Raw genomic sequence first — 25,011 nt, forward strand, 5'->3', positions numbered from 1 at the left:
CCTACAGAAAGAAACGGCCCTCTATTGCAGTGGGATTGAATTGAATTTGCCTACATTACCTGTTATTGCTTCAGAATGCAAATTAATTATTTGCTTCTTAAAAAAAAGTCAACTTGATCATCTGGAGGCCTGCTTCACCGCGCGCCGCAGTGCCGCGGTGATTTTCCTGGCCGGCCAAGCCGTCACCGACCAACCGATCACCATGATCATCAGCCATACCACCACCTCTGCAGCCTGAGTCAGTTCCCGACTCTGAGCGACCAGTGGTCCCAATAGGACCGCACCAACAAAACCGGCAGCGATACGCCAGGCATCTTCGGAAAAAAGGAGATAAAAGAAAATATAAGAAACCGTGATGGGACGTTTTTGCATACTCACTCCTTATAACCAATGTCACGTTATTCGCTTTGAATAATGGCTTTTTTACCTTCGGTCAAGGTTGATGAATGCAAATCTGAAATTTCAATTGACGTCTTTTAATTTCTGCGGGGGTCAAGTATAGATAAGGCATACCGCCTTAGCGGACAATATTGGCCGACATACCATTATGGATTTACTGACCAGCTTCAAAATACTGGGGATTACCCCCCTGTCAGACGCCGACCAGGCAAAACACGCCTACAAAGCCCAGGTGCGACGCTGGCATCCGGATCAGTTTCCCGAAGGCTCGGCCTCCAAAATCCAGGCCGAGGAACAGCTCAAGCGAATCAATGTCGCCTATGCCCGAATCCGGCAGCACCTGGCCACCCATCGACCCGATACAGGGCCGACATCCGACGCCGAACCAGCCTGTAGGCCACCAAAGAAATCTCCAAACGGCCACGTCGCCCCTGAAAAAAAGAGAAAACGCTCCTGGATGGATCATTTGTTCGACGCATTGAATTCGTTTTCCGGCGGGGATGATGACGCCGGGCCAAGTGCGGTGGGTGAAACCGACGCCAAACGGCAGCGCCGCAGTTTCAAACAGGTTCTTGATGAGATGGCCTGCGGCAAAGTTCCGGAAGAGGGATCGCCTTCCCCCCGTCCAGCACCCACTTACCGGTGCCGCACCACCGGATACCGGCAGCCTGGCCGCCAATCGAATACCGATGCAGTGGATGGAACGGCGCGGGTCGAGCCAATCAAGCCGGTGGGCCGGGTTCGCGGCATCGGCAGAAACCGATAGCGCCACGGAAAAATACCGGACCATCCCTGTCTATCGAAGCATGCCCTGCCTTTTCATTGGCCGTTATTACCGAAGGATTCCAACAGGGCAACCAGCAGACGCCACACTTTTTCGACTGACGGCAAATAGAGCCGCTCCGAGGGCGAATGGGGATTTTCAATGGTCGGCCCCATGGAAATCATATCCATTCCCGGACAGTGAGCACCAATAACCCCGCACTCCAGTCCGGCGTGAATCACCTCGACCCTTGCGTCGGTGGCAAACAATTCCCGGTAGAGGGTGGTACAACGCTGGAGCAATGCGGAATCACGGTTCATGGGCCACGACGGATACCCCGCATCGGTCGTGGCCCGGGCACCGGCAAGTCGACCGGCCGCCTCGACGGTCCGGCAAATGGCACCCAGCCGGGACGGGATTGAACTTCGCTGGCTGGTTATGACCGACAGCGTTTCGTCCTCGATGGACACCATGGCCAGATTGGCTGACGTCTGCACCAGTAATGGGAGTTGGGCATCCATTTCGATGGGCCCGTCGGGCAGGGCCAAGAGCAGTTCAACCAGCAGGGCTGAATCTTTTTCAGTGATACCGCGACATGGTTCAGCGGCCGGTCCTTGTTGATCCAATTGAATGGTCAACCCGGAATCTGTTGCCAAATATTCATTCCGGATCGTGTCGGCAAGCGAGCTGACCGTGGACGCCACCATCGCCGCCTGATCACCGGGACAGGCCAAAAGCGCCCTGCAGTTTCGTGGAATCACATTTTTTCGGGTGCCTCCGCTGATTGATACGATGCGAAGGGGGACGGTCGCCATGGCGGCGTCCAGCAGGCGCGCCATCAGCTTGTTGGCATTGGCGCGATGTTTGGCAATATCGAGACCGCTGTGTCCTCCCTGCAGGCCATCGACAGAGACTGAAAGCAGCTCGTATCCACGGTCAACCGGCTGAAACGCCAGGGGTCGCCGGATGGTGGTATCCCGCCCGCCGGCACATCCGACGACGAACAGTCCCTCATCCTCGGAATCCAGGTTGACCAGTATTTTCCCTGAAAGCAATCCCGGGTCCATCCCGAGGGCACCGGTCAAACCGGTCTCCTCGTCCACCGTAAAAAATAGTTCCAGGGATGGGTGGGCGATGGTCGGGTTGTCCACCAGGGCCAGTGCCATGGCGATGGCGACTCCATTATCCGCCCCCAGGGTGGTCTCGACAGCGGTCAACCAGGGCCCATCTTCAACCATGCGGATCGGGTCCTTAAAAAAATCGTGGGCCGAACCGGCGTCTTTTTCGCAAACCATGTCCATATGTCCCTGTAGAATAATGGTGGGGGCCTTTTCGAAGCCCTGGCTGGCCGGCACCTGAATGATCAGGTTGCCGATCCGATCCGACAAAACCGTCAATCCTCTCTGCCCCCCCCACTGCGTGAGCCAACGCGAAATCTGCTGCTCCTGTTTTGAGCATCGCGGATGCTGGTTAATCTGTTCAAAATAGTCAATCACCGCACGGGTCGGTTTATGCATGGTTCAATCTCCTACGCTTAGGCGATTGGCGGATAAGAAATCGCCTAAAAAAAGCCGGTCAAGGCATGGGAAAAAAAGCCGATACTAAATGAAACCCTGGTGGAAATAAAGGAAACCCTTTCGTCCCATGAACACCAAACTCCTGATCATCATCGCATTTGTTTATTTTCTTGCCTGGAAAAGAGGCGCGGATAGCTTTCTGCTATTCTGCGGCCTGTTTGCCGCAGGTCTTTGCATCTGTGTGTTTCTCTACCGTGCGGAGAACGTGCGTGCGGTGAATAAAAAAGATACCGGCTAAGCGTTTATTAAGATCCGCAGGCATCAGCTTCGTTTTTGCAGACAATCCAATAGTGCCTGGCAGTTTCCGGGCGCGGTAACCAGCAGATGTTCTTCAATCCGTTCACCGTTCAAGTAATCGTTGAGATAAAATTTTTCACCGCTGGTTTTGAAGATCCGCCCGCCGGCCGCTTCGACGATCACTCGGGTGGCTGCCAGATCCTGAAAGGTTTCGTTGGCCGTAACCGCTATATCCGCCCGGCCCATGGCCACATAGCATAGATGTGCACCGGTACAGCCCAGGTTTCTGATCTTTCCTGGAAACTCGGATAAATAGTAACGGTGAAATCTGGAAAAGGTGAACATCAGGCTTTCGTCATCGATGGCGCGGTCGTCAGCCATCCGGATCTCCCGTTCTCCCCAGTACGCCTTGCCCCCGGCCTGGGCATAAAACAGGTCGCCGGTGGCGGGCATATAAAACGCACCGAATACGGGCCAAAAATTTTCGAAAAGGGCTAGCGACATGCCCCATATGGGAATTCCAGCCTGGTAATTGTCCACACCGTCAATGGGATCAAAAATCCAAAGGTATCGGCGGCTGTCGTGGGTGTATTGTGTATCCGGGGTCCGACTGGTAAACATCTGGTGATCAGGATAGGATTGATCCAGGCCCTGTCTGAACCGTTGACTGATCTGAAGCTCAGCCCGGGTGATCAGGCCTTCGTCAAACTTGGCCGCGCTGCCGCCCTTGCTAAAACTCTCCAGCGCAATTTGTCCGGCACCGCGAATGGCGTTGAGGGCAAACGCCGTCAACGCTTCGATCCCATGGCTTGGCTCCTTTGTCATAGCATCTCCTGGTTATTGGGTGGATGGCTTTCATGGCAAACGGATATGGCCGAGCAAGGATATACAGCATTCAAGATAATGTTTTTGGGCTGCGTTATCGGTCGTCGCAGTATTACAATACGGCTCCCTCCCTCTGGCCTTGCCAAAAACATTATCTTAAAAACTATAGGAAAAGCGTGCCATACCCCGAACACGGGTCGCCGTTGTCAGAAGAAGAGGACTTCTGGACCATGGTGCCTGCATACGAGCGGGCCTGAATGTCAGGTGTGTTTTCAAATAGTGGTGACAGGACTGTATACGATGTCCGGCGGGAAAAGAGCGGTTTCTGCCCCGAGACTTCCCAACGGTGATCGGGGCACGCCGGTTATTTCTTCGATGAGGCGTACCCGTCTGCGTACCAACCACCGCCTTTTAATTCAAAGCTGCAGGCAGAAATGATTTTTTTTGCCTGTTGGTGGCACTTGGGGCACTCAATCGTCTGTGTATCCATTCTGACCAGTTCTTCGGTGATGTGACCACACTTGCACTGAAACTCGTAAACCGGCATCTGTCTGTCCTTTCTGAATCTGTGATGAGATTGTCCGGGCCGACTGTTTGAAGTTGAAACCAATCGCCCGATCAATCTTTTAATTTAATCCCCTTTGATAGGCATGTCAAGCTCCGATCACGCCGTGCACAGGGCAATCGCATGTAGATTTCCGGGTTGCTTTTCTTCCTAAAATTAGAGCGTCCATGAATGTCAAAGACCAAATGAAAAATGTCAAATGGTGGTATTCTATCTATTTTGAAATCGATTTCATCCTTCATTTGACATTTGGGCTTTGGCATTTGGCATTTTTCCACTTTCGGGAATGGTGCGTGTTCAGGAACGGCCGGTTTTTGATTTTACTTGCGATCGCCATGACGCCGTGCATCCACCGCATCCCGGGTTGGCATTAACGAAATTTATCCCTCGCTATTGGCAACGGTTTTAATCGTCTCCTGCTGCTGCGGCCGCCAATGCAGAAAGCGGCCTCTCATCCACGGAAACCCACTGACCAGGGCAACCAGCAGGGTGGCGGCGTAAGGCAGGGCTTGAACCACCAGCACAATGACCCACAGGTTCATATCCAGAGTGTCCATTTTCTGCAGCAGACCGATCGTAGTGGCTGCACTGAGCATGGCGGCAAGCAGGAAAATCTCCTCCAGGGAAACCATCAGCGACTGTGTCAATAGCGACAGTTTGCCTGTTTTGGCCATTTTGGGAGTTCGGTAAAATGGCTTGTCACGGGTAACGAAGCCCGCCAGCACCGCATTGGCAATGGTGTGGGAAAGTGCCAGCCCCGCGGCCGCGGCCGCTACGGTCTGTGCCAGGGTTGCATTTACGCGGGTCCGATAAAGGTAGACGACTTTACCGATTTTGAAAGTAAATAGGGCCAGTGGCAAAATCGAGAAGATCACCAGTGGCGGATCAATATGCAGGGGGTCGATAATCATGGCCAGGGACCACAACAGGGCGGCCACATTAAAAAAAAGGTTGGCGCCGTCGGCCAGCCAGGGAAGCCAGCCGGCAATGAAATGATAGCGCTGTCCGTTGCGCAGTTGGCTTTTTTTGCTGCCGGACAGGAACTTGGCATGCCGGCGCAGGATCTGCACGGCCCCGTAAGCCCAGCGGTAGCGCTGTTTTTTGTAGTCGGCAAAGGTGTCGGGCATCAGTCCGCGCCCATAGGAACGGGGAATGTAGGCCGCCTCATAACCGTGTTCGAAAATCCTCAGCCCCAACTCGGCATCTTCGGTAATGGACCACTCACTCCAGCCATCAATGGATTCCAGGACCGACCGCCGGATCAGGGTCATGGTGCCATGCTGGATGATGGCGTTACGCTCATTGCGGGTCACCATGCCAATAAAGAAGAATCCCCGGTATTCGGCATAGCACATCGATTTGAAAGCATTTAATTCCCCGTCCCGGTAATCCTGGGGTGCCTGTACGATCCCGACTTTGGGTTCCTTGAACTGGGGCACCAGATCCCTGAGCCAGTTGGGGGCCACCTGGTAATCACTGTCGATCACGGCAATGATCTGGGCGGCGGCGTTGGTCCGTGAGAGGGCAAAGTTCAACGCGCCGGCCTTAAACCCCGCCAGCGGGTTGACATGAAAAAAACGGAAGCGGGCACCCAGGCTGTGGCAATGTTCGGCCACCGGCTTCCATACCCCGGAATCCCGGGTGTTGTTGTCCACCACCAGGACCTCAAAACGGGGATAATCCAAGGTGGCCAGGGCATTTAAGGTATCGATCACCATCTCCGGCGGCTCGTTGTAGGCCGGCACATGGATGGAAACCATGGGCAATTGGTCATCGTCGAGGGTCACGGGCCGGAAAGAGCGCCGCAAACGGATGATCCAGCGCGCCTCGGCCCACTCATGGGCCTCGGTCAGCAGTACCACGATGACGCCGATCATCCCGCTGATCATCACCAGCCCCACAATGACCGTTCCCACGGTCAGATACTGATGGATATAATCGTAGACCACCCACACCGCCCCTGAAGCGGCGGCAAACACCAGCACGGCAAGAAACCCCCGCCCCCGGTCACTCAGGGAATGGCTGTCAATCAACAGAACGGCAAACGTAATCAAGGCGATGAAGACCGACAGACCGGCCAGCCGGGTCCAGTTGGGAATCGGCACAATAGGCCGGGTGAAAGGAAACTTTTCCTGGCGGGCCACGTCATAAACACCCCAGTAGGCGCCCACGGCACCTTCGGTGTCCCGTTTCCAGGGTTGGTCGAAGGCCTCCATGATGTAGTAGATGTAATTTTCCTGCTGGGCGCGATCGAGGAACCGCCTGAGAAACACCGCCTGGTTGGCCGGCGAGGCCACCGCCGACTGTCGGGTGCGGCCGTTGCTGGGCCAGCCCACCTCGGCGATGATGATGGGCTTGCCCGGAAACAGTTCTTTGAGCAGGTCTATCTTTTCGACTACGAAATCCACGGCCCGGTCGATATGGACACCCTCCCAGTAGGGCAGCATGTGCACCGCGATATAATCGACGTGCTCGGCCAGTTCATGGTACTTGACCCACACATGCCAGGGCTCGGCCGTACTCACGGGGACATCCAGGGCGGCCCGCGCCTCGTCCAGGTACACGGCGAGTTCCTCTGGGGTCAACTCCCCACGCAGAATCGCCTCGTTGCCCACCACCGCCCGCACGATATTGGTGCTTCGGGCTGCGGTTTCAAGAAAGATCTGCATATCTTTGCGATTGCGTTCGTGGTTTCCGTCGATCCATACGCCGAAGGCCACATTGAGGTGGTATTTTTTGGCCATTTCAGGAATCCGGAACAGCTTATCCTCCACCGTGTAGGTACGGATGGCATGAGTTTTCCCCTCCAGCAACGCCAGGTCGGACTCGATGTCGCTTTCGTCCGGATAGATCTTTTCAAGCGGACTCTGCCCCTCGTGGAGCGGTGAAAAAGAGAACCCCTGAATGCGCGGGGGCCAGGGTGGCTCCTGCTCCGGCCGATTGGCCAGGGCCCATACACTGACGGCCAGAATCGCAATGGCCAGAGCGATAAGCACAGTGGACATCCTCATACCTGCTACATCCCTTCCCATCTGTCTATCTTAACGGGCATAGACCGCAACCCGATTAATCCGTGCACCTGGCCGAAACGGCCTCCTCGCTTGCCGCAAAACGATTCAAAACCACCATCATTGCTTTGCAACGCCCTCAAGTTTTTTTGCCCAGGGAACGATAACAACAATGTGACGAATTCGTAAAAAATGGCTCATCAATAACAGAGCCTCTCGGTTGGCTGAGAGACGTTCACGAGGCCGCGGAAATGATCGATAAGCCGAGGAAATTCCCTGGAGCAAGGAGATCCAGAAATCATGTTTAAGCGCCTTGCCTCTAAAAAACAACGTCTTTTTGTGATGATCGGCCTTTGCCTGCTGATATCGGATATCGTTGCGGGTACGGGCCGCGCCTCGGACGCCCCGATGGTGCCATCGCCGGAAATCGCGTCACCGGTCACAACGGAAAACGATTCCGGGCCGATTCCCGTTTCCATCCAACGTGACGAAAACGGTTACCGGCTGTACCGCGCCGGCCATCCCTATTTCATTAAAGGCATCGGCGGTCGGCAATATTTAACCATGGCGGCCGAATCCGGAGCCAATTCGGTCCGTACCTGGGCCAGCCATGATGCCGGCGGAATCCTGGACCGTGCAGATCGCCAGCAAATGACCGTCATGTTGGGCATCTGGCTTTCCCACAAGCGATCGGACTATCTGGATGGTGCCTACAGAAAACGCAAAGTGGATGAAGTCCAACGTCTTTTGAACAATCACAAAAACCATCCGGCGCTGTTGATCTGGGCCCTGGGCAACGAAATCAACCTGCAGGGGGCCAATACCCCGGAAGCCTGGCAGTTCGTCGAGCAGTTGGCCCGGCTCATAAAAAGCCAGGACCCCTATCACCCCGTCATCAGCGTCGTTGCCTTCGATCACCTGTCGGTGGCGAATATCGCCGTTCACGCCCCAAGTCTGGACGCGGTCGGCATCAATGCCTATGGTGCGCTCTCCGATGTTCGCAAGATGATCGACAGCACCGCGTATAACGGCCCCTATATCATCACCGAGTGGGGGGTAGACGGCCATTGGGAAGCTCGCCGTACGGTCTGGGGACGTCCCATTGAACCCACCAGCGCGGAAAAAGTCCGGTACCACATCGACCGCTACCGGGAAAACATCCTAGACAACCGTGACCGCTGCATCGGCTCCTATGTGTTCCTCTGGGGGCAAAAGCAGGAACGGACTCCCACCTGGTACAGTATGTTTATCGAAAATCTGCCCGGCGGTGAGATGCTAGCGGCCTCATGCCCTACCGTGGATGCGATGCACTTCAACTGGTCCGGACACTGGCCGGCCAATCAGGCACCGGCGGTGGCATCCATGACCGTTAACGACAAGGTGGCCGGCGGGGATGTCCGACTCAATCCCGGCGAAGCCTTTGTCGCCCGGGTGGCGGCATCCGATCCGGATGATGACGGTTTGCGCTATGTCTGGCAAATAATGGAGGAGCCATCCGAACTCAGCATCGGCGGCGCCCATGAGCCCCTCCCCGGTGTGCTGGGTGATGTGGTTGACGGGCATTTCCCGGAATTTATGTTCAATGCGCCGAACAAATCCGGTGAATACCGGTTGTTTGTCTATGTCCTCGATCAGAACGGGCACGTCGGCACCGCCAATTTCCCTTTTGCAGTAAACATCCCTTCATCATTAAAAGCCGACACCAACCCGCCTGTTCCGGAAAACAACACGTCGATACCGCCGTCGTAAGTCTCGAAGAACGAAAACAAGCAATGCAGTGAAGGTCAAAACCGGCTTGCGTCTCACCTTGCAGCCCCACTTAAGGATATTATTTTTTTGAATTTGGATTTGGATACAAAGGAAGAAACCTGCAACGGACGGATATGTTGTCAGGCAGACTTGGGCAGATAGAGTTGAATGCGGGTTCCTTTTCCCGTTTGCGAGTCAACATGGATCCAGCCCTTATGGCGTTTGACGATACCGGAGACCGCGGCCATGCTTAATCCCCTACCCTGAAATTTGGTTGAATAGAAAGGCTCGAACAGCCGGCGCAAAGTATCGCCATCCATTCCCGACCCGTTATCCTCGAAGGCAATGGACATATATTCGCCGGGTGCGAGTTCGTTTTTCATCTCTTCCGGTAGATCGTTCCATGGAAACAGCCGGCTGCTGATCCGAATGAGCCCTTTTTCAGGAATCGCTTCATCCGCATTGGCGATGATGGCCAGGATGGCCGTCCGCATCTGAATCAGATCAACGTTAACGGTGGTGGATTCATCAGCTAGGTCAACCTGCAGGTCTACCGTCGCTTTGATGGCGCGTTTGATTTCCGGTACGATTTCGGTGAACAGAGTGTTGATGGTCATGACCTGATTGGCGATAAATGTGCCTCCGCGTGCGTAGGCCAGCAGTTGACTGGTCAAACTTGACATCCGTTCAATGACCGGACGGGTTCGCTCGATGTGGGTCATGACCTTGGCGTCTCCATCGGCGAACATGGATATGAGATCAATCTTACCTGTTAATACTTGAAGCGCATTGTTGAACTGGTGAGCGACTCCCCCAGCCAATGCAGCGATGGCCTCCATATTCTGGGCCGTTAACAGCTGTTTTTCATATTGGAGCAGTTGACGGGTTTTCCGCTCGACCTCATCTTCCAGGTCCTGCTGCTGTTTTCGCAGCATTGACGAATAGATTAGGCTTTCGATGCCATTGGATGCATTACGAAGGATAATGGATACAATTTCCAATGAAGCAGTGTTAAGATTCGACATTTGAGACGGAAAAATCCCGATAAACAGCCCCCTGATTCGCGCATAGGTTGCCATTACATGGAGCAGGACTTTACGTTGACCGTCCTTGGAATTCAACGTGATCCCCCGCCGTTCACGGATCGCCCAGGCAACGAATCCATTATCGATCATAAACGCCAGTTCCGCTTCCAGAAAAGCTTTTTCATCAACCGGCATACATTGGCAAATCTGCAAATCGGACGTCTTCTCATCCACAAGACAGATGGCACAGGAATCGAAGCGAATGATGCGCTTGATGCGTTTGATCGTTTCCCCTGCGATCGCTTCGGGTGTGCATTCACGGCTGACTTCTTCTTGAAAGTCACCCAACGTCAGGGCATATTCAAGGGCATTGTGAATAGACCGAAGGCGGTCTTCTTGAGGGTCCCCATTCAACATCGCTTTTTCGCCCGTGACCATAAAACGAACTCCGATTATTGATTACTGAAAATGGCATCCATCGGTCCGAATTGATGAACAATTTGACGAAAAACCATTTTGATGCTCTCCTTGGATTTCACCACTTGACCCAGAACAGAACAGTCAAAATGGGGGACGGATCGCTCACCACTGCTGCCGATAGCGAGTCCATGGGCAATGATATCCGCCACGTGGACGATCCCTGCCGTCTTTGGATCGGGTGCGCTGCCGGGTGCGTGGTGGTGCACGATGTTGGCAGTCAAATCACCGGGAAGGTTCCATTTTTTCAGTAACACCGTTGCAACTTGGGGATGGCTCAATCCAAGGATCTTTTTCTCGGCCTGAAATATGGATGTGTCGGAAGAAAAACCCACTCCCAGGCAGGCTTTTGCATGCTCCGGATAATATTTATATAAAATCAATTTGCCGACATCGTGCAATAATCCCGAAACAAACAACTGTTCGGTCTGCGCCATATTGTTCTGGGCCGCCAGTATTCTCGATACCATACCACAAGCCAGGCTATGACGGATAAACGCCTCCATGTTCATGACATCATCGGGAATATCCTGAAACGCCTGCATAACACAGATGCCGAGGGCCAACCCGCTGATTTCTTTCGTTCCAATAATGGTCACGGCACGGGATATGCGGTCAATCTTGGACGGAAAGCCATAATATGCGGAGTTGACAATTTTCAATAGCATGGCGGCCAGGCTGGGGCTCCTGGAAACAACTTGAGCGACATCGTTCGAGGTTGCCAATGGGTCGGCAATGACCTGGTTCAGTTCTGAAATGATCGTCGGTGCATCCGGCAGTTTGATATCGGTTTGATCAATCTGTTTTTTAAGTTTTTCAGGTTTACCCAACGTTTGGCCATCCGGTAAAATTTGGCAGGATAATGCATGGCTATCCCCGAATGTGCCTTTTATTCGCTGGATCAACGCGTTTTTGTAAATTTCTTTCAATATTGGGTGATTGAGGTCGGCTTTCTTGTAGACGAGGTCGATGGACGCTTTTACCATCGCGACCTGTTCATCATCCAGAGGTGGAAGATCGGTGGCCTTTTCGTCTGTGCTTCCGACGATGCTGACACCCGCGACTCCCCATATTTTTAATATCCGAATATGGTTTTGAGCTATTTTCTGTCCTTTGGACAGCAGCAAGCGGGTATTCAAGTCATGGACATCGGCGTCCAGGACCATCCCTTGCTTCAAATTTTCGACTGCAATGTAGCCCATGGAATCCGGCCTGATCAATTTTGGTCCAATGCCTCGCCAGGCGGCACTGAATTACATATTATCGCCTCTACGTTGCAGTATCGTCATAATGCACTAATACTTGACCATGTTTTTCAAGCCTGGTGGGATTGTATGCGGGATTAAATTTTGTTCCTGACCGGTAGGTGCAGGGTGAAGGTACTGCCTTTTTCCAATTCACTTTCAACGGTAACCCTACCACCGTGGGCCTGGGCGATGTGCTTGACAATGGCCAATCCCAGGCCGGTGCCCCCGAGTTTGCGGCTGCGGGCCTTGTCCACCCGGTAAAAACGCTCGAAAAGTCGGGAAAGATGCTTTTTGGCGATACCCGGTCCCTGATCGATAAATCGGATCTCAATCTGGTCCCCGTTTTTCAGCGCCTCGATCCGGATGACGCTGTCTTCGGGACTGTATTTGATGGCGTTATCCAGCAGATTGACGGCTGCCTGTTCCAGAAGAGTCGCATCAAAGAGTCCGCAAAGATCCGCCTTGCAGGCGAGCTTCACGGCAATGCTCTTCTCCTGGCTGGCCTCGTGGCACAGATGGATGGCCGTATTGAGCACCGACTCGATACGGCAGTTTTCGGTGCCGATCTGCTGGACCTCGTCATCCCGTTCGATACGCGACAGTTGCATCAGTTCTTCGATGATGGCCGCCAATCGGTTGACGTGCTTTTCGATGATATCAAGAAAACGGCGGGTCTCCTCACGGTTCTCCAGATCGCCGCTGGAAAGCGTTTCCACAAACCCCTTGATGGCCGTCAGGGGGGTTTTGATCTCATGGGAAACCGAAGCGGCAAAATCGCGGCGCATGTTCTCCAACCGGCGCAACTGGGTCACATCATTGACCACCACCAACCCGCCGAGCCGCTTGCCAACGGCATCCATTAGCGGGGTGCAGGCCACATTAAAAATCTGTTCGCCATTTTGCAGATGGACAATATCGGATTCAAGGCTTTCCCCTGTCCCGAGACTCTGATCCATCAGCGTCTGGAAATCGTGGTTCCGGATAATCTCCAAAATGCTGCGTCCACTGACCTTCTCGGTGGACACATTGAACATCATCACCGCCGCCGGGTTGATGCTGATCACCCGTTGATCCAGATCAGTGGCGATCACCCCCTCACGCATGCTGGCCAGCACCGATTCGGTTTTCTTGCGTTGGTTGGTCATCTCCTCCATACGGTGACGGAGCTGGTCGGCCATGCGGTTCATGGTCTCCGCCAGGGCTGAAAACTCGCGCGTCCGGGGAATCGGCAGGCGATAGAGAAGGTCACCGTCGGCAAATCGCCGGGCACCTTCGCGCATGCGCTCGATGGGAGTGGTGATGCGTTTGGACACGGCCCAGCTGACCCCCGAGGCCAACAGGGCCACCAACAGGGCGCCGATGGCGATACGAGAGCGGATCACACCAATGCGTTCATCAATGGCGGTCACCGGAATGGACGTGCGCATGACACCGATCATTTTCTCATCGGCCACCAACGGTAGGGCCACATACATCATCTTTTGCTGCAGTGTCTCGCTGAATCGCACACTGACCCCCAGCGTACCCTGGTAGGCGTCGCGAATCTCCTCACGATCCATGTGGTTGGCCATGTTGGCCGGCAACTCCTCGGAATCTGCCACCACATTCCCGTCGGGGAGAATAACGGTCACCCGCTTCACGGTTTCGCCGGCGGCGTCCTTGCAGAGCCGGTCCAACGCCGCCGCATCCAACGGACGCAGCAGGCGCATCACCTGTTTTTTCAGCATCTGGCCGCTGACTTCCAAATCCGCCTGGGTACGGTCCAGGTAAAACTGACGCGTAAAACTGAGCGCATACCAGCTCACGGCAAACAAGGAGACCAGGGTGATCAGCAGGTAGGAAGGAAACAGCTGATAGATGAGGCGTTTTTTCTTATTCATCGGAGTCAATCGGTTTTGAGGGAAGATAGGGTTGACGGATTTGTAAAATATTGGTGGCTCGCATGTCAGCTTTCAATGAACCGGTAGCCCACACCGCGGACCGTTTCAATATAGTGACCGAAACGGCCCAGTTTCTTTCTCAGGCCCACGATCTGAACATCCACACTGCGGTCGGTAACCGGATAGTCGTCACCACGTACGGCATCCACGATCTGGGTACGGGTAAACACCCATCCCGGCCTTTTGGCCAGGAAAAAAAGCACCTGGAATTCGGTGTACGTCAGGTCCAGCGACTGACCGTTGGCCGTCACATGGCGACGCCCCGGATGGATGGCGAGTTCCCGAACCTTCAGCACATCGCCGTTCATCTCGGAAAGCCCGCTGCGCCGCCGGATCACCGCGCGCATGCGGGCGATCAGAATCCGTGGTGAAAAGGGTTTGGTCACATAATCATCGGCGCCCAGTTCAAGGCCGGCGACCACATCGGCCTCTTCCCCCTTGGCGGTCAGCATGACGATCGGTGTCTCCTTGGTGCGTGAGTTCTGCCTGAACCGCCGGGCCACTTCGAGGCCATCGATGCCGGGCAGCATCAGATCCAGAATGATCAGGTCCAACGGTTCGGCTTCAGCCGCCTGGAGCGCTTCTTCCCCCGAGGCGGCACACACCACCGTATATCCTTCACGAGCCAGGTTGTAGCGGACCAGTTCGAGGATGTCCTCCTCGTCGTCCACCACCAATATTTTCTCTTTTTTCATTCGATTACCATTTGATGGGATGGGGGTTGCAAGGACTTCGACGGCCATCAATCGAGTTTTCCGTGCCGCACGATCTCACCCTCGATCATGTAGATCACTTCTTCGGCAATGTTGGTCGCATGGTCGCCCAGCCGCTCGATATGTCGGGAAATAAGCAACAGGTTGATCATGTAGCCGATATCTTTGGTGGCGCCGTCGGCCATGGCCTGTTTGATGCGATCATAGGCCTCGTTCTTGAGTTTGTCCACCTCATCATCCAGTTTGAGAACCTCGATGGCCATGTCGAGGTCCTGGTTGACCAGGCTGTCCAGGCTCATGCGCAGCATGGTTTCGGCTTTTTCGGCCATCACCGAATAATCGAACTGGTACGGGGCCACCGGCTGTTTGGCGATCTGCTGCACCCGCTGGGCGATATTGACCACCTGGTCGCCGATGCGCTCCAGGTCGTTGTTGATTTTGACCACCGCAATCAGAAAGCGCAAATCGGCGGCCACCGGCTGATGCAGGGCAATGATCTTGAGACACTCCTCCTCGATCTCCACCTCCATTTCATCGATTTCGTGATCCAAGCGCATGATATCCCTGGCCAGAACCACATTGCGTTCCTCGATGGCCGCTTTGATCCGGTGCACCCCCTGTTCGACCAGCGCGCCCAGGGAGAGGATCATCTTCTTGACTTTATCCAGTTCTCTTTGAAAGTGTTTCACGATCAAAATTCCTTTGTGGTGCGATTATGGACCGTTGGGTCTAAGGCGGCATGCCGCACAAGGGATGGGCCGGGGATCAACCGAAACGGCCAGTAATGTAGTCCTCGGTCTGTTTCTTTTTCGGCCGGGTGAAAATCGTGTCGGTCTCGCCGACTTCGATCAGCTTGCCCATGTAAAAGAACGCCGTTACGTCGGAGACCCGGGCGGCCTGTTGCATGTTGTGCGTGACGATGATGATCGTATAGGTCTCCTTGAGCTGATGAATCAGCTCTTCGATCTTCTGGGTGGCGATGGGGTCCAGGGCGGAGGCCGGCTCGTCCATCAGCACCACTTCGGGTTTTACCGCCAGGGCCCGGGCAATGCACAGACGCTGCTGCTGACCGCCGGACAATCCCAGAGCCGTTGCCTGCAACCGGTCCTTGACCTCGTCCCAGATGGCCGCCTGTTTGAGGCTCTCTTCGACCCGCTCCTGGACAAACGCCTTGTCCTTGACCCCGTTCACCCAAAGCCCGTAAGCCACGTTGTCGAAAATCGATTTTGGGAAAGGGTTGGGCTTCTGAAAAACCATGCCCACCTTACGACGCAGCATGACCACGTCCACATCCGGGGCATAGATATCTTCCCCGTCCAGAGTGATGGCCCCTTCCACCCGGCTGATGGGAATCAGGTCGTTCATCCGGTTGAGGCAACGCAAAAACGTGCTTTTGCCGCATCCCGAGGGACCGATCAGGGCGGTTACCTCGCAAGATTTGAAATTCATCGAAACCCCGTGCAGGGCCTTGAAGTCGCCATAATAAAAATCAAGATTCTCCGCAGTCATCTTGATGTCCGTGCGGGTGGTCTTCGGTTCTTCCTGTTGTGCAGGACGGTTCATGGTATGCATCCTAACCGGAATCGGTGTTAAGGATCGGGAATTTTATTAATTAAATGAAATTGCTTGTTCTTGCGCCCGTCTTCCGCGTTGCATCAACGGCCACATACTCCCGGTATGCAACCCTTGATGCGCCTTGAAGACGAACACAAGCCCGGCGCAATTACGTTCAATTAATTTCATCCCCGATCCTAAGGCAATGGGTATCGGCAACGCCGATCATTGCAGGTTCTTGCGCAACCGGGATCGCCAGATGATGGCCAGAAGATTCATTCCCAGTACCAGCGCGATCAGAACAATGGCGGTCCCATACTGCAGATGACGGGTTTTCTCGATCTCCGTGCCGGCCGTGGCCAATACGTAGATGTGATAGGGCAGCGCCATGACTTCGTTGAAAATGGAGCTGGGCAATTTGGGGGTAAAAAACACCGCGCCGGTAAACATGATCGGCGCCGTTTCGCCGGCCGCCCGGCTGATGCCCAGGATGGCACCGGTAAGAATCCCCGGCATGGCCGACGGCAGGACCACCCGCCAGATGGTCTGCCACTTGGTGGCCCCCAGCCCGAGTGAGGCCTCGCGGTAGGTATCGGGAACGGATTTGAGCGCCTCCTCGGTAGAGCCGATAATCACCGGCAGGGACATGGCCCCCAGGGTCAGGGCACCGGCGGCGATACTCACGCCCATTTTCAGAATTACCACGAAAAAGGCCAGCCCGAAAAGACCGAACACCACCGAGGGAACGCCGGCCAGATTGTTGATCCCCAGGCGGATCAGACGCACGGTTCTGCCTGGCCGGGCGTATTCCTTCAGGTAGATGGCCGAAGCGATCCCGATGGGCAGGGCGACGATGATGGCGCCGAAACTGAGGCAGAAGGTGCCCACGATACAGGGCAGGATGCCCCCCTTGGTCATCGACTCCATGGGCGGCTGGGTGAGAAATTCCCAACTGATGGCCCGCCACCCGTTGGCCACCATGAAATAGATGATCACCAGAAGGGCGATGCCGTTGATGGCCGCCGCCCCCCGGAAAAGGCCGAAAAATAGATTCTGGATCCGCTTTCGCCGTTTGTCGTATGCCGCGCTGACGCCGGGAAAGGGGTGTGGGGTGCTCGACATGGGTTTGACCTGTATCCTTGGCACGGCGATCGGGTCGCCGGCTGTTTTTTTCCGCGTCACATCGGAAACCAGTAGCGAATTCATTACAGGGACGCCTCCCCCACCTGGGAGTAGCGGTGGGCGATATGGTCAGCCACAATATTGAACAGCATGGTAAAGATGAAAAGAACGATGCCGGTGGCAAACAGGGCATAGTAGTGCTCTCCCCCGACCGGCGCCTCGGCCATCTCGGCGGCAATGCTGGCCGGCATGGGCCGCACCGGGTCGAAAATCGAACCGGGCAGCATGGCCGCACCACCAGCCACCATGAGTACCACCATGGTTTCCCCGACGGCCCGGGAAAGCCCCAGGATAATGGCCGTGCTGATGCCGGACAGCGATGCCGGAACCACCACGCGCACGATGGTCTGCAGTTCGGTGGCCCCCAAGGCCACCGACGCCTCACGCAGCGCACCCGGTACGCTGTGAATGGCATCCTCGGAAATGCTGCAGATGGTCGGAATGGACATGAAGGCCAGCATCAGGGAGGCATTGAACAGGTTCAGACCGGTGGGGATGTCAAAAATCCTCTGCAGAAACGGCGCCACCAGCACCATGCCGAAGAAACCGATTACCACTGACGGCAGGGCCGCCAAAAGCTCGACCACCGGTTTGACGATTTCGCCCACCCGGGGAGTGGCAATTTCGGAAAGGTAGATGGCCGTCATCACGCCCAGGGGCACGGCAATCGCCCCGGATACGGCGGTCACCGCCACCGAGGCGACAATCAGGGGGAAAATGCCAAAATCGGCCGGATCCGAGGTGGGGTACCAGTATTTGCCGAAGACAAAATCCGTTACCGAGACGGTTTTGAAAATCGGCAAGCCCTCCTTGAACAGGAAAAGCATGATCAGAAACAAAATGCTGATGGATGCCGTGGCGATAATGAAAAAAAGCGCCTGCATCGATCGTTCAGTGGTCTGGCGGCGGTTGGCCATCGGTTGCCTGCCTGTTGCTGGGTATGGGGTTGGTTGAAGGGTTTTCGCATCGCAACACGTGCACAGTCCACCGGAAATCGGGCCGGCGGACTGTGTTTCAGAGCCTGTTTGAGAAGTCTGGATCAGGCTCGATAACAAGGCGGAAAGTGGCTCGAAAGCGGAGCATATAGGTAATATGTGAGCATTTTGAGACATTTTCCAACGCCGTTAGCGGGCCTTAGACGGATTTGTCAAACAGGCTCTCAGAGGAAGCGCTCGATGGAAGCGATTTAATACAGCGGCACGTATCCGGCCGCCTCTACATGCTTCTGGCCTTTTTCGGGATGCAGCATGTAGTTGACGAAGTTCAGCGTATCGCCCTTGGGCCATCCGTTGGTAAACATGAACAGGGGGCGGCTGATGGGAAAGGTGCCGTTGAGGGTGCTCTCCTTGGTGCCTTCGACCCCATCGACCTTCAGTGGCCGGATGCTGTCGTTGACGTAACCGATGCCGATGTAGCCGAGGGCGTATTTGTTGTTGGAGACCGCCTGAACGATGGCGCCATTGGAGGCCATCACCTGAGCAGCGGGAGAGACGCGTTCCTTGTTCATGACCTTGCCCTCCCAGGTTTCATAAGTACCGGAGGAAGTATCGCGGGAGCAGACCACGATTTTCAAATCGGGACCGCCAATATCCTTGAAATTGGTGATCTTGCCCATGTAAATGTCTTTGAGCTGTGCACGGGTAATGTTGGTCAGGTTGTTGCTCGGATGCACGATCGGAATGATCGAGTCGTAGGCAACGGCGAAAGGCACCGGATAGACGCCTTTTTCCTGGGCCAGGGCCACTTCTTTGTTCTTGATAAAGCGGGACGCGTTGGCAATATCGGTGGAGCCGTCGATGATGGCCTTGATGCCGTTGCTGGAACCGCCGCCGGAAAGGGAAATGTTCACATCCGGATGGGCCTTCATGTAGGCTTCGACGGCAAGCTGCGAAATGGGCAGCACCGTGGTGGATCCCTTGATGACCAGGTTGCCGGCCGAAGCGGTGGCGGCACAAAGGGTCAGGGCGGCACCAACGGTTGCGATCACGCGAAACAATTTTTTCATGGGTCTTTCTCCTCCGTTCAATGGGGGCATAGGCTATCTGCCAATTGTTAGATTTTGGTTAGGATTGGATTAGGTTTTTGTTAACCTGCCTGTTTAATAGGCAATCCCAACCAACTCGATCGAAGGCAAAGTAGACCGAAATTGTTAGGATTATGTTAGCGGACAGTTAGTTTTGCATGAGCCGCATTTTTCTTCACTCTTGCTCAGAAAGGTGTGGAGATCGGTTTTTCTCATCTGGATGGTCATGGTGCTGCGGACCATCGTTTTTTTCAGGTATCGGATGCTGGACATTGCGGACCATTTTCGTATACAATTATAGGTATCGAATTTGCCAATCCAGCAGCGACATCTTCAAAGGAATGCCCCGGGAACATGATTTCCGTCGAAACCAAAGCAGGCTGCACGCTCTTTCGGGTCTCCGGTGAAGTGGCGGCCGGCGAGATCGCCACGCACGCGATTCAATACCTCCGTGAGCCGTTGACCGATAAGGCGTTGTGGGATTTTTCCAGCGTCACCCGGATCAAAATGACCACTGCAGATATTAAGGGGCTTGTTGACCGCCTGGGGGATATTTCCTTAGGGCAGCCATCCAGAAAGGTCGCCCTGGTCGGATCCGGTCAAATCAATATCGGACTGGGCAAGCTTTTTGTCGCCTTTGCCCAGATAGCCGGTCTGCCCAGCCGCTATAAGGTATTTCGCGACGCCGGGCATGCGGTTGACTGGCTACGGAAAAATTAACATCATAACCCAATCACCTTTGGGCGCCGGCCTGGATGACGCTCCTTTCCGGAACTCCGCTTTTAACCTCCCCGGCAGGTCAACTTTTCTCGAGAATCACCACCCTCATGCGATCGCCCAATGCCGCTTCCAATGCCCGGGCATCCGCCTTGCTGCCGACAATGGCGTCGTAATGCATGGGAATGACGGTTTTTGGGTCGATCAGCCGGGCGGCGGCCGCCGCCTCGTCGGCAGTCATGACGTAGGTGCCGGAAACGGGCAGAAGCGCGATATCCACATTCAAAGACTTCATCTCCGGGATCAGATCCGTGTCTCCGGCATGATAGATCCGCGTCCCGTCAATGGTGACGATAAACCCCAGCCAGCTTTTGGCTTTGGGATGGAAGTTTTTGTCCGTATTGTAAGCGGGAACGACTTCGATGGGAATGCCGGCGACCGTCAGGCGATCACCGGGGGTGACCACCCGGATGTCATCGCAGAGGCCGGCCAGCTTTTCGGCCGACTCCGCTTCGGTGACGATGACCGTGGCGGGCTTGACCAGGCGGGCAATATCATCCGGCGAGCAATGATCGTGGTGAACGTGGGTAATCAGGATGATGTCGGCCTTGGGTGCATCGGCCACCTGAAACGGATCGATGACCAGGACGACGCCGTCGGCAGTGAACTCAAATCCGTCATGCCCCAGCCATTTGATGTGTTCGATGGGTTCAACTGACATGGTTATCTATCCTCCCTCAATGTAATGGTTATTTCTTTGGTCCTCGCGATGCGATGCGAATGGTTCCCTTTTCACTCAAGGCGTTGATCTCTCCATCCGTCATACCGATGGATCGCAAAATCGACTGCGTATCATACCCCATCTCCGTTCGTCCGGTGTGGCGGATCGTTCCCGGCGTGCGCGAAAAGCGGGGTACGATATTGGCCATTTTCACCGACCCCAGATCCTCGTCGGGCAATTGGACAATACTTTGGCGGGCCCGGTATTGGGGATCCTGCATGATCTGGCCGATATCGTAAACCGGACTGACCGGTACGTCAAAGGATTCCAGCCGGGCCAGCACGTCGGCTAACGGCCGGCGGCGGATCCAGTCGGCAACAATGCCGTCCACTGTATCCCCGTTCTCTATCCGGCTGGCTGCGGTGGCGTAACGCGGGTCGTCGACCATGTCGTCCCGGCCAATGGCCCTGAAAAGCCGGAAGGCCATGTCACTGGCCGAGGCCGAGATCGCCACCCAGCGCCCGTCCTTAGTTTCGTATGCATTGCGCGGCACGCCGCGGGGGGAACGATTGCCCACGCGATTCTGGATGATGCCCAGTTGATCGTACTCAATGGCCTGGGGGCCGAGCAGGCTGAACATGGATTCGAAAAGACTCAGGTCGATGGTCTGGCCGCTGCCGCCATGCACATCACGATGGTAAAGGGCCATCATCACCGAATAGGCCCCCACCAGTGATGTGGCACCGTCCCCCAGGGCAAATGAGGGCAGCGTGGGCGGCCCGGCCGGCTGACCGGTGATATGGGCAAAGCCGCTGAGGGCTTCGGCCAGGGTGCCGAAGCCCGGCCGGTTGCGGTAGGGACCGGTCTGGCCCCAGCCGGTGATGCGGATCAGGATCAGCCCGGGATTGTCCTGGGCCAGGGTCTTATAATCCAGCCCCCACGACTCCAGTTTGCCGGGTCGGAAACTTTCGATCATGACATCCACATCCGCTGCGATCCGGCGGATGACCTGCTGCCCCTCGGGACGGCTGATGTTGACCGCCAGCAGGCGCTTGCCGCGACCGTGGGACTTCCAGGCCAGCGGCACGCCGTTTTTCCGGTGTCCCCAGTTGCGTATGTAATCACCGATGTCAGGATGTTCCACCTTGATCACATCGGCGCCGAAATCGGCCAGGATGGTCGAAATGCCGGGCCCGGCAATCAGGTTGGAGATATCCAACACCCGGACCCCCTCCAGCATCTGCCCTGCCTGCTGTTCTTTTTGCATCGTCTCTGCTACCTTGGATTGAATGCCATCGATTCGAAATCATACAGCAAGCCGGAGCAAACGGGAATACTGATGCTGAACAAAATCCGTATCCGACACAAGCTGCTGATCAGTTACAGCGTCGTGCTGATTCTTTCCATCTCCATCGGCAGCGCGTTCATTTACATGGTGGTACGCGACAAAATCACCGCCGAACTGGAAAGGGAGTTGAATAACAACACCACGGCCATCCTCAACATGGTAAAAACCGCCGCGGCGGTCTCCATCAAAAATCACCTACGCGCCGTGGCGGAAAAAAACCTGGAGATCATCCGCTATTTTTACGACCAGACCCAAAACGGCAGGCTCATCCCGACCAAGGCCCGGCAGATGGCGGCCCATGTCCTTTTGGCCCAGACCATCGGCGATTCGGGTTACATCTACTGTATGGACAGTGTCGGCCGTGTCAAGGTCCATCCCCAGCCGGCCCTTTTGGGCACCAATGTGGCCGACTTTGCCTTTGTGCGGGAACAGCTGGCCCGCAAAATCGGTTACATCGAATACAACTGGAAGAACCCCGGTGAGACGGCAGCGAGGCCCAAGGCGCTGTACATGGTCTATTTCGCGCCCTGGGACTGGATCGTCTCGGCCTCCACCTACCGCAACGAGTTCAACAGCCTGGTCAATGTCCGGGATTTTGAAAAAAGTGTTCTCGAGCCACGCTTCGGTGAGACCGGTTATGCCTTCGTGATCGACGGCAGCGGCCGTATTCTGATCCACCCCAAGCTCCAGGGCGTCAATCTGTTCGAGGCCAGGGACCTGCCCGACAAGTACCTTAAAGAGATGCAGCGGAGAAAATCCGGTAAAATCGTTTACCCCTGGAAAAACCCGGGCGAATCCAGGGCCCGGATGAAGATGGTGATTTTCAACCACATCCCGGAGTACGACTGGATTGTGGCCTCGTCCAGCTACCTGGACGAATTCTACGACCCCTTACGCACCATCCGCAACCTGATCATCGCCACGGCAATCATGACCTTCATGCTGGTGCTGCCCATCTCGTTCAGGATCGGCGCCTCGATCACCGATCCGCTGAAAAAACTGATGCACCATTTCGACCGCATGATCGTCGGGGACTTCTCCGCCCGCATGGTTTCCGGCTCCCGGGACGAAATCGGGCAACTGGCCACCTACTACAACCGTTTTGCCGATGAGATCGAGCGCTATCGCGACAACCTCGAAAAACAGATGGATCGACGCCGCAGTGTGGAGGCGGCCCTGCGGGAAAGTGAAGCCCGCTACCGTTCGGTAATGGAAGCGGCTCCCGATCCGATCGTCATCTATGATCCGGTCGGTCTGGTGACCTATTTCAACCCGGCCTTTACACGCATCTTCGGCTGGTCCCTTGATGAATGCCTGGGCAAAAAGATGGACCACTTCGTCCCTGCCGAGAACTGGAAGGAGACCAACCGCATGATCGCCGCAGTGCTCTCCGGTGAAACCATTTCATCGATTCCCACCCGCCGCTATACCCGAAACCGGGCCGTGGTGGATGTCAGCATCAGCGGGGCCACCTACCTGGACCGCCACGGGAAACTGGCCGGCAGCGTCATCATTCTGCGGGACGTCACCCATTCCCAAAAACTCCAAAACCAGGTGATGGAAATCGGCGACCGGGTGCGCCGTCGAATCGGCCAGGACCTGCACGACGACCTGGCCCCCCATCTGATCGGCATCCAGGGGCTGGGTACGGTACTGGTTGAAAACCTGCGCGAGGAGACCTCTACCAGCCTGCCGTTGGCCGGCAAGATCGTCGGCCTGATCGCCGCAGCAATCGACAAGGCGCGCAGTCTGGCCCGGGGATTGTGTCCCGTTCACCTGGTGGCCCATGGTCTTCTCGTCGCCCTGGCAGATATTGCCCGCCAGACCGAGGCAACGTCCAAAATCGCCTGCCGCTTCGATGGTGATGAAACGGTGGTGATGACGGACAATACCGTGGCCATGCATTTGTACTACATTGCCCGTGAGGCCGTGCAGAATGCGGTCAAGCACGCCCAGGCGGACCATATCGCCATCCTGCTGGCCCAAAAAGGAGAGCACATTCACCTTCGTGTGATCGACAACGGCAAGGGGATTCCCGAAAAAAGCGACGCCACCGGAATCGGTTTGCAAATCATGCAGTACCGTGCCAGTATAATTGGTGCGGTATTTCAAATCACAAGCAATCCGGGAACCGGAACGACAGTGCATGTATTCCTCAAGGCGTCGGCTCCGCATTCCCGCGAACACGGCAAGAGCAATCATGGCACCCCCACCGAAAAGAAAAATTCTGATCGTTGATGACCATCCGGTTTTTTGCCTGGGCATGAGTGAATTGATCAACAAAGCCGCCGATCTGACCGTCTGTGGCAGCGAGGAGACACCGTCGGGTGCAATGAAGGCGATCCAGCGTCTCTCTCCCGACCTGATAATCGTTGACATCTCGCTGAAAGAGAGCAATGGAATCGATCTGATCGGGGAAATCAACGCCCGTTTCCGGGGCCTGCCCACACTGGTTCTCTCCATGTACGACGAATCCCTGTATGCCGAGCGGGCGCTGATGGCCGGGGCCCGGGGGTATCTGATGAAGCAGGAGGCCATTGCCGTCGTGGTCGAGGCCATCCATCAGGTACTCCAGGGAAAGGTGTATGCCAGCGAGGCCGTCAAGGAAAAGGTTTTCCAGCGCCTGGTCTCCCCGCACAATACTGCCGACACCTCCCCCCTGGACGCACTCACCAGCCGTGAGTTGGAAACCTTTCGCCTCATCGGCCAGGGGCTATCCACCCGCGAGATCGCCGAGCGCATGAAACTGTCCATCAAAACCATCGGTACCTACCGCGAACGCATCAAAGAAAAACTGAACCTGAAGCATTATACCGAACTGGTCAAGGCGGCCGTGCACTACCTGAAGATCACCGAGAAATGAGGGAGGCAGAATTCGATCCGCTTGCCCCGGGATCGGGATGGTACAGAAAAACGTTGCGGCGACACAAAATAAAACAGT

General features: G+C 55.5%; 22 protein-coding genes. 6 read left to right on the forward strand and 16 right to left on the reverse strand.

Annotation, left to right across the window (positions count from 1 at the left end; translation table 11 throughout):
- Positions 1–117: 117 nt before the first annotated feature.
- Positions 118–372 carry a hypothetical protein gene (locus tag GN112_RS05485; RefSeq protein ID WP_155309311.1) on the reverse strand — a complete coding sequence of 85 codons (255 nt, stop codon included), beginning with the start codon at positions 370–372 and terminating at the stop codon, positions 118–120.
- Between the two features lie 175 nt (positions 373–547).
- Between GN112_RS05485 and GN112_RS05490 the strand changes: the two genes are divergently transcribed.
- Positions 548–1,165, forward strand: coding sequence for a J domain-containing protein (locus GN112_RS05490; RefSeq protein WP_155309312.1), 618 nt, complete (start codon positions 548–550; stop codon positions 1,163–1,165).
- 53 nt (positions 1,166–1,218) lie between these two features.
- Here the strand turns inward: GN112_RS05490 and GN112_RS05495 are convergent, their stop codons facing one another.
- On the reverse strand, positions 1,219–2,679 hold the full coding sequence (locus tag GN112_RS05495) for an aminoacyl-histidine dipeptidase (RefSeq protein WP_155309313.1): 1,461 nt from the start codon (positions 2,677–2,679) through the stop codon (positions 1,219–1,221).
- Positions 2,680–2,806: 127 nt separating this feature from the next.
- Here GN112_RS05495 and GN112_RS05500 point away from each other — a divergent pair, with 127 nt between their 5' ends.
- Positions 2,807–2,977 carry a hypothetical protein gene (locus tag GN112_RS05500; protein ID WP_155309314.1) on the forward strand — a complete coding sequence of 57 codons (171 nt, stop codon included), beginning with the start codon at positions 2,807–2,809 and terminating at the stop codon, positions 2,975–2,977.
- Positions 2,978–3,000: 23 nt separating this feature from the next.
- On the opposite strand, the gene GN112_RS05505 is transcribed toward GN112_RS05500, so the two are convergent.
- The 3 genes from GN112_RS05505 to GN112_RS05515 form a co-directional block, all read right to left on the reverse strand.
- Positions 3,001–3,801: an inositol monophosphatase family protein gene (locus GN112_RS05505; RefSeq protein WP_155309315.1), complete on the reverse strand. Its 801-nt coding sequence runs from the start codon at positions 3,799–3,801 to the stop codon at positions 3,001–3,003.
- 364 nt (positions 3,802–4,165) lie between these two features.
- Positions 4,166–4,348, reverse strand: coding sequence for an FmdB family zinc ribbon protein (locus tag GN112_RS35120; protein ID WP_155309316.1), 183 nt, complete (start codon positions 4,346–4,348; stop codon positions 4,166–4,168).
- A gap of 398 nt (positions 4,349–4,746) precedes the next feature.
- Entirely contained in the window at positions 4,747–7,371 is a 2,625-nt protein-coding gene (locus tag GN112_RS05515; protein WP_231716942.1) for a glycosyltransferase, read from the reverse strand.
- A gap of 303 nt (positions 7,372–7,674) precedes the next feature.
- Here GN112_RS05515 and GN112_RS05520 point away from each other — a divergent pair, with 303 nt between their 5' ends.
- Complete coding sequence (locus tag GN112_RS05520; RefSeq protein ID WP_155309318.1) at positions 7,675–9,123, forward strand: glycoside hydrolase family 2 TIM barrel-domain containing protein; 1,449 nt, start codon at positions 7,675–7,677, stop codon at positions 9,121–9,123.
- Positions 9,124–9,263: 140 nt separating this feature from the next.
- On the opposite strand, the gene GN112_RS05525 is transcribed toward GN112_RS05520, so the two are convergent.
- From GN112_RS05525 to GN112_RS05565, 9 genes are all read right to left on the reverse strand, one after another.
- Complete coding sequence (locus tag GN112_RS05525) at positions 9,264–10,586, reverse strand: sensor histidine kinase (RefSeq protein ID WP_155309319.1); 1,323 nt, start codon at positions 10,584–10,586, stop codon at positions 9,264–9,266.
- A 14-nt stretch (positions 10,587–10,600) separates the two neighbouring features.
- Positions 10,601–11,827 (reverse strand): HDOD domain-containing protein, encoded by a 1,227-nt coding sequence (locus tag GN112_RS05530; RefSeq protein WP_155309320.1) that lies wholly within the window; start codon positions 11,825–11,827, stop codon positions 10,601–10,603.
- Positions 11,828–11,967: 140 nt separating this feature from the next.
- Complete coding sequence (locus GN112_RS05535) at positions 11,968–13,752, reverse strand: sensor histidine kinase (protein WP_155309321.1); 1,785 nt, start codon at positions 13,750–13,752, stop codon at positions 11,968–11,970.
- A 65-nt stretch (positions 13,753–13,817) separates the two neighbouring features.
- Positions 13,818–14,507, reverse strand: a complete 690-nt coding sequence (locus GN112_RS05540; protein WP_155314147.1) for a response regulator — start codon at positions 14,505–14,507, stop codon at positions 13,818–13,820.
- 47 nt (positions 14,508–14,554) lie between these two features.
- Complete coding sequence (gene phoU, locus GN112_RS05545) at positions 14,555–15,214, reverse strand: phosphate signaling complex protein PhoU (protein ID WP_331457512.1); 660 nt, start codon at positions 15,212–15,214, stop codon at positions 14,555–14,557.
- A gap of 76 nt (positions 15,215–15,290) precedes the next feature.
- A complete protein-coding gene (gene pstB, locus GN112_RS05550; RefSeq protein WP_155309322.1) occupies positions 15,291–16,088 on the reverse strand; it encodes a phosphate ABC transporter ATP-binding protein PstB in 798 nt (265 codons plus the stop codon).
- A gap of 216 nt (positions 16,089–16,304) precedes the next feature.
- Positions 16,305–17,285: a phosphate ABC transporter permease PstA gene (pstA, locus tag GN112_RS05555; protein ID WP_231716943.1), complete on the reverse strand. Its 981-nt coding sequence runs from the start codon at positions 17,283–17,285 to the stop codon at positions 16,305–16,307.
- Positions 17,285–18,178 (reverse strand): phosphate ABC transporter permease subunit PstC, encoded by an 894-nt coding sequence (gene pstC, locus GN112_RS05560; protein WP_155309323.1) that lies wholly within the window; start codon positions 18,176–18,178, stop codon positions 17,285–17,287. The genes pstA and pstC overlap by 1 nt, the downstream gene beginning before the upstream one ends.
- A 269-nt stretch (positions 18,179–18,447) precedes the next feature.
- Positions 18,448–19,266, reverse strand: a complete 819-nt coding sequence (locus GN112_RS05565) for a phosphate ABC transporter substrate-binding protein (RefSeq protein WP_155309324.1) — start codon at positions 19,264–19,266, stop codon at positions 18,448–18,450.
- A 213-nt stretch (positions 19,267–19,479) separates the two neighbouring features.
- Between GN112_RS05565 and GN112_RS05570 the strand changes: the two genes are divergently transcribed.
- The gene (locus GN112_RS05570) at positions 19,480–20,004 is read left to right on the forward strand and encodes a hypothetical protein (RefSeq protein ID WP_155309325.1); all 525 of its coding nucleotides are present in this window, start codon (positions 19,480–19,482) and stop codon (positions 20,002–20,004) included.
- A 79-nt stretch (positions 20,005–20,083) separates the two neighbouring features.
- Here GN112_RS05570 and GN112_RS05575 read toward each other — a convergent pair whose 3' ends face one another.
- Positions 20,084–20,722 carry an MBL fold metallo-hydrolase gene (locus GN112_RS05575; protein ID WP_155309326.1) on the reverse strand — a complete coding sequence of 213 codons (639 nt, stop codon included), beginning with the start codon at positions 20,720–20,722 and terminating at the stop codon, positions 20,084–20,086.
- Between the two features lie 28 nt (positions 20,723–20,750).
- A complete protein-coding gene (locus tag GN112_RS05580; protein WP_155309327.1) occupies positions 20,751–21,989 on the reverse strand; it encodes a CaiB/BaiF CoA transferase family protein in 1,239 nt (412 codons plus the stop codon).
- Between the two features lie 72 nt (positions 21,990–22,061).
- Here GN112_RS05580 and GN112_RS05585 point away from each other — a divergent pair, with 72 nt between their 5' ends.
- Together GN112_RS05585 and GN112_RS05590 are read left to right on the forward strand one after the other, a co-directional pair.
- The gene (locus tag GN112_RS05585; RefSeq protein WP_162458794.1) at positions 22,062–24,308 is read left to right on the forward strand and encodes a cache domain-containing protein; all 2,247 of its coding nucleotides are present in this window, start codon (positions 22,062–22,064) and stop codon (positions 24,306–24,308) included.
- Positions 24,271–24,933 carry a response regulator transcription factor gene (locus tag GN112_RS05590; protein ID WP_155309329.1) on the forward strand — a complete coding sequence of 221 codons (663 nt, stop codon included), beginning with the start codon at positions 24,271–24,273 and terminating at the stop codon, positions 24,931–24,933. Before GN112_RS05585 ends, GN112_RS05590 begins: the two co-directional genes overlap by 38 nt.
- The last annotated feature ends 78 nt before the right edge of the window (positions 24,934–25,011 follow it).

Origin of the sequence: Desulfosarcina ovata subsp. ovata (genome assembly GCF_009689005.1) — a bacterium.
Taxonomy (GTDB): domain Bacteria; phylum Desulfobacterota; class Desulfobacteria; order Desulfobacterales; family Desulfosarcinaceae; genus Desulfosarcina; species Desulfosarcina ovata.

Coding starts and splice junctions, on each gene's coding strand:
- pstB (WP_155309322.1), bottom strand. CDS start 16,088: ATGAACCGTCCTGCACAACAGGAAGAACCGAAGACCACCCGCACGGAC.
- GN112_RS05580 (WP_155309327.1), bottom strand. CDS start 21,989: ATGCAAAAAGAACAGCAGGCAGGGCAGATGCTGGAGGGGGTCCGGGTG.
- GN112_RS05535 (WP_155309321.1), bottom strand. CDS start 13,752: ATGAATAAGAAAAAACGCCTCATCTATCAGCTGTTTCCTTCCTACCTG.
- GN112_RS05585 (WP_162458794.1), top strand. CDS start 22,062: ATGCTGAACAAAATCCGTATCCGACACAAGCTGCTGATCAGTTACAGC.
- GN112_RS05525 (WP_155309319.1), bottom strand. CDS start 10,586: ATGGTCACGGGCGAAAAAGCGATGTTGAATGGGGACCCTCAAGAAGAC.
- GN112_RS05495 (WP_155309313.1), bottom strand. CDS start 2,679: ATGCATAAACCGACCCGTGCGGTGATTGACTATTTTGAACAGATTAAC.
- GN112_RS05520 (WP_155309318.1), top strand. CDS start 7,675: ATGTTTAAGCGCCTTGCCTCTAAAAAACAACGTCTTTTTGTGATGATC.
- GN112_RS05485 (WP_155309311.1), bottom strand. CDS start 372: ATGCAAAAACGTCCCATCACGGTTTCTTATATTTTCTTTTATCTCCTT.
- GN112_RS05590 (WP_155309329.1), top strand. CDS start 24,271: ATGGCACCCCCACCGAAAAGAAAAATTCTGATCGTTGATGACCATCCG.
- GN112_RS05500 (WP_155309314.1), top strand. CDS start 2,807: ATGAACACCAAACTCCTGATCATCATCGCATTTGTTTATTTTCTTGCC.
- GN112_RS05515 (WP_231716942.1), bottom strand. CDS start 7,371: ATGTCCACTGTGCTTATCGCTCTGGCCATTGCGATTCTGGCCGTCAGT.
- GN112_RS05565 (WP_155309324.1), bottom strand. CDS start 19,266: ATGAAAAAATTGTTTCGCGTGATCGCAACCGTTGGTGCCGCCCTGACC.
- pstA (WP_231716943.1), bottom strand. CDS start 17,285: ATGAATTCGCTACTGGTTTCCGATGTGACGCGGAAAAAAACAGCCGGC.
- GN112_RS05540 (WP_155314147.1), bottom strand. CDS start 14,507: ATGAAAAAAGAGAAAATATTGGTGGTGGACGACGAGGAGGACATCCTC.
- GN112_RS05530 (WP_155309320.1), bottom strand. CDS start 11,827: ATGGGCTACATTGCAGTCGAAAATTTGAAGCAAGGGATGGTCCTGGAC.
- GN112_RS35120 (WP_155309316.1), bottom strand. CDS start 4,348: ATGCCGGTTTACGAGTTTCAGTGCAAGTGTGGTCACATCACCGAAGAA.
- pstC (WP_155309323.1), bottom strand. CDS start 18,178: ATGGCCAACCGCCGCCAGACCACTGAACGATCGATGCAGGCGCTTTTT.
- GN112_RS05490 (WP_155309312.1), top strand. CDS start 548: ATGGATTTACTGACCAGCTTCAAAATACTGGGGATTACCCCCCTGTCA.
- GN112_RS05575 (WP_155309326.1), bottom strand. CDS start 20,722: ATGTCAGTTGAACCCATCGAACACATCAAATGGCTGGGGCATGACGGA.
- GN112_RS05505 (WP_155309315.1), bottom strand. CDS start 3,801: ATGACAAAGGAGCCAAGCCATGGGATCGAAGCGTTGACGGCGTTTGCC.